Here is a 6,948-nt window from a genome sequence, read left to right as displayed (position 1 = left end):
GGGTTGGGTGGTGCTGGCTGGGGGGGGGGGGGGGGGGGGGGGCCCCCCGGGGGGGGGGGGGGGGGGGGGGGCGCGCCCCGGGGCGGGGGGGGCCCCCCCGGGGGGGGGGGGCCCCCCGCCCCTGTCCGTCACGGCGGTCCAACAGTGGTGGATCCGCCACGAGTTGCCGCGCTCCGGAGCCCGGGCCGGGTCAGTGGACGACGTCGAAGACGTTCTTCTGCAGGCCGTTGGCGTACGCCTCGTGCTCGACGAGCTTCAGCTTCTGGGTGTCCTTGTCCGTGTCACTGAACAGTCGCTTGCCCGCGCCGAGCAGGAGCGGGAAGACGAGCAGGTGGTAGCGGTCGATCAGGCCGGCGTCCGACAGCGCCCGGTTGAGGGACGTGCTGCCGTGGACGATGATCGGGCCGCCCTCGGTCTCCTTCAGCGCGGCGACCTCGTCGAGCGACCGCAGGATCGTCGTCGGGCCCCAGCCCGAGACCAGGTCGTCCTCGGTGAGCGTGGTGGAGACGACGTACTTCGGCACGTCCTTGTAGCCGGCGAAATCCTCCATGCCCGGCCAGACCGGGCTGAACGCCTCGTAGCTGGCCCGGCCCAGCAGCATCGCGGCGGCCTCCTGCTGCTCACGGCCCTTGATCTCGAACGCCTCCGGGAGGAACTCCACGTCCTTGAAGGTCCAGCCCGCGTTCCGGTACCCCGGCTCGCCGCCGGGGGCCTCCATGACTCCGTCGAGCGAGACGAAGGCGGTGCTGATCAGGGTGCGCATCGAAGGTCTCCCGGTATCTCGTGTTCTGGTTCGCCGTAGGTCCGCCGGCCGGCTTCGAACCGGTCCCGTGTCCGCGGTACGCCCACTCTGACTGACTGACCGGGGAAAGCGGGGAGACTCATCGGTCGCCGCCCCCTCCGGTGCGGGCGACGCTGCGGCAGGGCCGGTGCGCAAGGAGGCTTACGGCCGGCCGGACCCTCAGGTGGCCGGCACCATCATCGGCATCTCGTGGCCGGCCTGTCCCGAGCCGTCGGCCGAGGTCACACTCCTCGTCCGGGCCTGAGGGACCCGTACGTACGGGAACGGGCCGCCCGTTGTGCGGGCGGCCCGTCCTCATGCGTTCGGCGGGTGAGTCAGGAGATCAGCTCGATCTCCGCCAGCGTCGCCGCCGTCGTGCTCACCAGCCGGTACTTCGCGTACGCACCCGGCGCCTGCACCGAGAACACCCGGGTCTGCTTGTCCCAGGCGAACGTCTGGCCGGACCGCTTGTCGAGGTCCTTCCAGGCCGTCCCGTCCGCCGACCCCTGGAGCACCCAGCCCGTGGGGGCCTTCGCCGAGGTGGCCGAGGTCAGCGTGTACTGGACCGCCTTCGTGCCCTCGGCGGCCGGCAGGTCCACCGACTCGACCGTGGCCGAGGTGGCCGAGGTGTTGTCGTACAGCGCGCCGTCGCCCTTGAGCACGTCGCCCTTGGGCGCGGGCACCTTGTCGTCCTTGGCGATGGAGACCGGGGCCGCGTCCTTGCCCGTGCCCCACGCCGACGGCTGGGAGCCCATGTCGAACTCCAGCACGCCGCCCTTGGCCAGCAGGTCGTGCGGCAGCGAAGTGGACGTCCACTTCTTGCCGTTGACCTTCAGGCCCTGGACGTAGATGTTCCTGGCGCTGTTCTTCGGAGCCTTGACGACCAGCTCGCGGCCGTTCTCCAGGTGGACGGTCGTCTTGGTGAAGAGCGGCGAGCCGATCGCGTACTCACCGCTGCCCATGACCAGCGGGTAGAAGCCGAGCGAGGAGAAGAGGAACCAGGCCGACTGCTCGCCGTTGTCCTCGTCGCCGTGGTAGCCCTGACCGATCTCGCTGCCGGTGTAGAGCCGCCCGAGGACCTCGCGGACCTTCTCCTGGGTCTTCCAGGGCTGCGACGCCGCGTTGTACATGTACGTGGCGTGGTGCGCGACCTGGTTGCTGTGGCCGTACTGGCCCATCCGCACGTCACGCGCCTCCGTCATCTCGTGGATGACGCCGCCGTACGAACCGACGAACTCGGGTCCGGCGGTCTCGGGGGTCGAGAAGTACGTGTCCAGCTTCTCGGCCAGACCGTCGCGGCCGCCGTAGAGGTTGGCCAGGCCACGGCTGTCCTGCGGGGCGGTGAAGGCGTAACCCCAGCCGTTGGTCTCCGTGTAGTCGTAGCCCCAGACGCGGGGGTCGTACCGGTCGGAGGGCAGGCGCCAGTCACCGTTGGCCTTCTTGCCCTGGAAGAAGCCGGCCTTCTCGTCGAAGAGCTTGACGTAGTTCTGCGCGCGGTTGAGGAAGTACGCGGACTCCTCCTTGTAGCGCGCCTTCTTCGTCTTCTCGTAGAGGGCCTTGCCCATCTCCGCGATGCCGTAGTCGTTGAGGTAGCCCTCCAGCGACCAGGAGAGCCCCTCGTGCGTGGAGGTGTCGGCGTATCCGGTGAAGACCGAGGTCTCCATGCCCTTGCGGCCGACGCCCGAGGACGGCGGGGCCACCGTGGCGTTCTTGACCGCCGCGTCGTACGCCGCCTCGGCGTCGAAGTCGACGCCCTTGACGTACGCGTCGGCGAAGGCCACGTCGGAGCTGGTGCCGGTCATCAGGTCCGCGTAACCGGGAGAGGACCAACGGGAGGTCCAGCCGCCGTCCTTGTAGTGCTGGACGAAGCCGTCGACCATCTTGCCGGCCTGCTTCGGGGAGAAGAAGGAGTACGCCGGCCAGGTCGTCCGGTAGGTGTCCCAGAAGCCGTTGTTGACGTACACCTCACCCTTGACGATCTTCGCGCCGGTGTGGGTCGGGGTGTCGGTGCCGGTCTGCGGCGAGAAGGGGCTCGCGTAGGTGCTCTTGCCGTCGACCTGCTCGAAGCCCGAGTTCGGGTAGAGGTAGAGCCGGTACAGGCTGGAGTAGAGCGTGGTCAGCTGGTCGGCGTTCGCACCCTCGACCTCGACCTTGCCGAGGATCTTGTCCCAGGCCTTCTGCGCGTCCTTCTTCACCTTGTCGAAGGAGGCCGTCGCCGGCAGCTCCATGGCGAGGTTCTTCTTCGCCTGGTCGACGCTGATCAGCGAGGTGGCCAGCCGCAGGTTGACCGTGCGGTCCTTGCCCGCGTCGAAGCGGAAGAAGCCGGTCACGTCGTCACCGCCGCCGCCCTTCAGCTTGCCGCTGTCGGTGACCGGCGCGTCGAAGGAGCCGTATACGAAGAGCCGGGTGGCTCCGGTGGACAGGCCGCTCTTGACATCCGAGTAGCCGGTGAAGGAACCGGTCTCCGGGTCGAGGGTCAGTCCGCCCCTGTTGTCGACGTTGTCGAAGACCAGACTCGCGTCGTCGGCGGGGTAGGTGAACCGCATCCGCGCCGCGTGGTCGGTCGGCGCCATCTCGGCCTTGAGGCCGTTCTCGAACGTCACCCCGTAGTAGTGCGGGGTCGCCGTCTCGTTCTCGTGGCGGAACGGCAGCGCGCGGGCCGAGCGGGAGGCGTCGGGAGTGCCGGAGGCCGCCGACGGCATCATCTGGAAGGTCTGGCGGTCACCCATCCAGGGGCTCGGCTCATGGCTGGCGCTGAACGCCTGGAGTGTCGGCAGGTTGTCCTCGTTGTTGCCGCGCGCGTAGTCGTACAGCCAGCTCGTGGAACCGGCGTTGGTGACCGGCGTCCAGAAGTTGAAGCCGTGCGGGACCGCGGTCGCCGGGATGTTGTTGCCGCGCGAGAAGCCGCCGCTGGAGTTGGTGCCGCGCACGGTCGACGCGTAGTCCGCGAGGTGCGCCTTGCGCTTCTCCGGGGCCTTCGGGGCGATCGTGACGTCGTCGATCCAGCCCTGGAACTTCGACGGGCCCTTGGGCGAGTCGTACGCCACCAGGATCCGGTCGACGGTCTTGCCGGCCGCGACCGTGCCGATGCGTGAGGCGACCTTGTTCCACTGGTTCACGTACAGCCGCTTGGCGTCGGCCTGGCCCTGCGGGGTCAGCAGCCCGCCATGGCTGTCGGTGGCCTTCAGCTCGCTCAGGTATGTGCCGTCGGTGAAGGCCAGGTCCACCGCCACGTGCGTCGCGGGGTAGTCGAGGTCGGTCTCGCCCATCTGCGGGTACACCAGGTAGGAGAGCTGCGTGTCCTTGGTGACTGCCGTGTCGACGTCGAAGACCTTGTTGTACGAGTAGGCGTGGCCGTCCGGCTTGTGCGTACCCGCGTACCGCAGGGCCTTCTTGCCGGTGAAGCCCGCGCCCTGCTTGGCGGTGGGGGAACCCGAGGGGCCGCGGTCGGGCTGGGAGCGCATGTCGTCGGGGGTGGGGGTGGAGGTGTCCCCGTCCGAGAACTGGACGTCGGCGAGCTGGATCGCGTCGGACGCGCCGTTGTTCTTCGTGATCTCCAGCCGGAAGTGCTGGAAGGCGGTGTCCGTGGTGAAGTCGTACGACTTGGTCTGCAGGCGCTCGGAGAACGTCTGGCCGGTGCGGGTGTCCAGGTCCGTCCAGGTCCTGCCGTCGGCGGAGCCCTTCAGGGTCCAGTCCCTGGGGTCCCGTTCGTCGTGGTCGTTGGCCGACGTGAGGGCGTAGGTGACGACCTCGGCGGGCTCGGCGAGGTCGAACTCGACCCAGCCCGTGGACTCGAAGGCCAGCCACTTGGTGCCGGGCTCCACATCGGTCAGGTTCTCCTTGACCTCGCCGCCGGAGGTGTTCTCCCCGCTGGCGCGCAGATCGGTGACCTGATCGGTGATGTTGCCCGGTATCCCGGCGGAGAATCCACCGTCGACACCTGATGCCCGTTTCTTTCCGTCGGCGCCTTCCTCGACGGTGTTGCGCCAGTCCGGCTGCTTTTCGTCGGCCTCGAACGAGGAGCTGAACGACGTGTCGCCGGAGGGCTTCTGCGCGGCGCCGGACGGCTGGGCCAGGGCGGCGGTGGGTGCCGCCAGGGCCATGACGAGAGAGGCCGCGAGGACCACGGCGGAGCGACGGTGTCTGTGGCGCGAGTCGTGCTGAGGACCACGTAGGGGCTGCATACGGAGCCGTTCCTCCTGGGGGACATGCATGGACAACGTTGTCAACGAGGGATGCGGGTTCCAGTAGGGAGCCAAATGGCTGGATGTGTCAAGGGTGTTGCGTGGGGTCGACGCAGGTGATTCGACCGTATTGCGGAAAATGGTGATTCCGTGCCGAGGCGCGCGGTGCCGAGGTGACCGTGAGGTCTCAACTCGGGAAAGACTGCCGCTCACCCCTGCATTCGATCTTGCCCAGTTGGCGACAAGTGGACTATACCTGTCGGCGTCTGCACAGTCGCTTCACAACGGCGCGCGGGCACGGGGGAGGGGGAACGTCTGTGGGCGCGCGAGGTGGCCCGCCGTGCGTTCCTCCGGTAACTCCTCCGCTGCATCCAGTAATCCGGCAATGTGCACGATCCGAGCGCAACTGACCGCGGTGGCGGGGCCCTTCGCCTGAGGCGAATTCACTACGGGTGACCGGTACACCGCCTGAGTCCTGGAGAAGGCGAGGACTTGAGCATGGGATCCACCTCCGGCCGCACGAATGAGGGCCTTGGCCGTCGCGATGTGATCAAGCGTTCTGCCGCACTCGGCCTGATCGCCGTTCCGACGATGAGCTTCCTGTCGGCCTGCGCGAGCAGCGACAGCGGAAATGACGAGAAGGTCGAGAAAGGCACCAAGAGCGCGAAGAACCCGCTCGGTGTCAATGAGACGGCCGCCCTCGAAGTCGTCATCTTCAACGGTGGCTTCGGCGAGCAGTACGCCATCGACGCCGAGAAGAAGTACAACGAGGCCTTCCCCGAGGCACCGAAGGTCAAGCACTCCGCGACCGAGAAGATCCAGTCGATCCTGCAGCCGCGCTTCAACGGCGGCACCCCGCCGGACCTGATCGACAACTCGGGCGCCGAGCAGATGGACATGGGTGTCCTGGTCGGCAAGAAGCAGCTCGCCGACCTCACGCCGCTGATGGACGCCCCGTCCTACGACGACCCCGCCAAGAAGGTCCGCGACACACTGCGCCCCGGTGTGCTGGAGATGGGCCAGTTCGACGGCGACCCGGTCTGGGTCATGTACTACGCGTACACGGTCTACGGAGTCTGGTACTCCCGGACCAACCTCGAGAAGCTCGACGCGACGTACCCGGAGACCTGGGACGACATGCTCGCGCTGTGCGCGAAGGCGAAGAAGCAGGGCGTCGCCGGCTGGACGTACCCGGGCAAGTACCCGTACTACCTGCCGTTCTCGCTCTACCCCTTCATCGCCAAGATCGGTGGCCGCGAGGTCCTCGACAAGATCGACAACCTGGAGCCCAACGCCTGGAAGGACCCGGCCGTCAAGGCCGCCTTCGAGGCGTACTACGAGCTCTTCCAGAAGGGCTACATCCTCAAGGGCACGCCCGGTCTCACCCACATCCAGTCGCAGACCGAGTGGACCAAGGGCAAGGCGCTCTTCATCCCGAACGGTTCGTGGGTGGAGAACGAGGCCGCGCCCACCACGCCGGACGACTTCAAGATGATGGTCGGCGCGCCGTCCAGCCTGGACTCCTCCGACAAGCTGCCCTTCGGCACCCTCTGGGCGTCCGGCGGTGAGCCGTTCATCGTCCCGGCGAAGGCGAAGAACGCCGAGGGCGGCATGGAGCAGCTGCGCATCATGCTCAGCGAGGAGTCCTCCAAGAACTTCACCAAGTCGGTGAAGTCCCTCAGCGCCTTCAACGGTGGCACCGACGGCCTGACGCTCTCCACCGCGCTGCAGTCCGGCGTCGACGTCCTGGCGAAGGCCGGCGAGAACGTGGTGAACCCGCGTATGCAGGACTGGTACGTGAAGCTGCAGAAGGAGCAGATCGGTATCGCCGGAATCGGCGAGATGATGGCCGGCCGCGCGACCCCGGCGGAGACCATCAAGAAGATCCAGGCCTTCGCCGACGCGGCGGCCAAGGACCAGTCCATCAAGCACTACAAGCACCAGTGAGCCACCGTCACCAGCGGCGGCACCCGCTCAGAGATC

3 protein-coding genes are annotated in these 6,948 nt (G+C 67.8%); 1 reads left to right on the top strand and 2 read right to left on the bottom strand.

Translation table 11 applies throughout. The features are described from left to right. Positions 1–190: 190 nt before the first annotated feature. Together ACFYQ5_RS31085 and ACFYQ5_RS31080 are read right to left on the bottom strand one after the other, a co-directional pair. Positions 191–763 (bottom strand): dihydrofolate reductase family protein, encoded by a 573-nt coding sequence (locus ACFYQ5_RS31085; RefSeq protein ID WP_389202379.1) that lies wholly within the window; start codon positions 761–763, stop codon positions 191–193. Positions 764–1,116: 353 nt separating this feature from the next. Next, a complete protein-coding gene (locus ACFYQ5_RS31080) occupies positions 1,117–4,965 on the bottom strand; it encodes a GH92 family glycosyl hydrolase (protein ID WP_389202378.1) in 3,849 nt (1,282 codons plus the stop codon). A 498-nt stretch (positions 4,966–5,463) separates the two neighbouring features. Between ACFYQ5_RS31080 and ngcE the strand changes: the two genes are divergently transcribed. Continuing rightward, positions 5,464–6,912: an N-acetylglucosamine/diacetylchitobiose ABC transporter substrate-binding protein gene (ngcE, locus tag ACFYQ5_RS31075; RefSeq protein WP_389202377.1), complete on the top strand. Its 1,449-nt coding sequence runs from the start codon at positions 5,464–5,466 to the stop codon at positions 6,910–6,912. Positions 6,913–6,948 lie beyond the last annotated feature (36 nt).

It is taken from the genome of Streptomyces sp. NPDC005794 (assembly GCF_042871445.1).
Classification (GTDB): Bacteria; Actinomycetota; Actinomycetes; order Streptomycetales; family Streptomycetaceae; genus Streptomyces.
Note: the sequence above shows the minus strand (reverse complement) of the source record. Positions and strands in the feature narration are given on the sequence as shown.

Bases quoted from the DNA above. Each gene is read 5' to 3' on its own strand.
- ACFYQ5_RS31085 (WP_389202379.1), bottom strand. From the start codon at position 763: ATGCGCACCCTGATCAGCACCGCCTTCGTCTCGCTCGACGGAGTCATG.
- ACFYQ5_RS31080 (WP_389202378.1), bottom strand. From the start codon at position 4,965: ATGCAGCCCCTACGTGGTCCTCAGCACGACTCGCGCCACAGACACCGT.
- ngcE (WP_389202377.1), top strand. From the start codon at position 5,464: ATGGGATCCACCTCCGGCCGCACGAATGAGGGCCTTGGCCGTCGCGAT.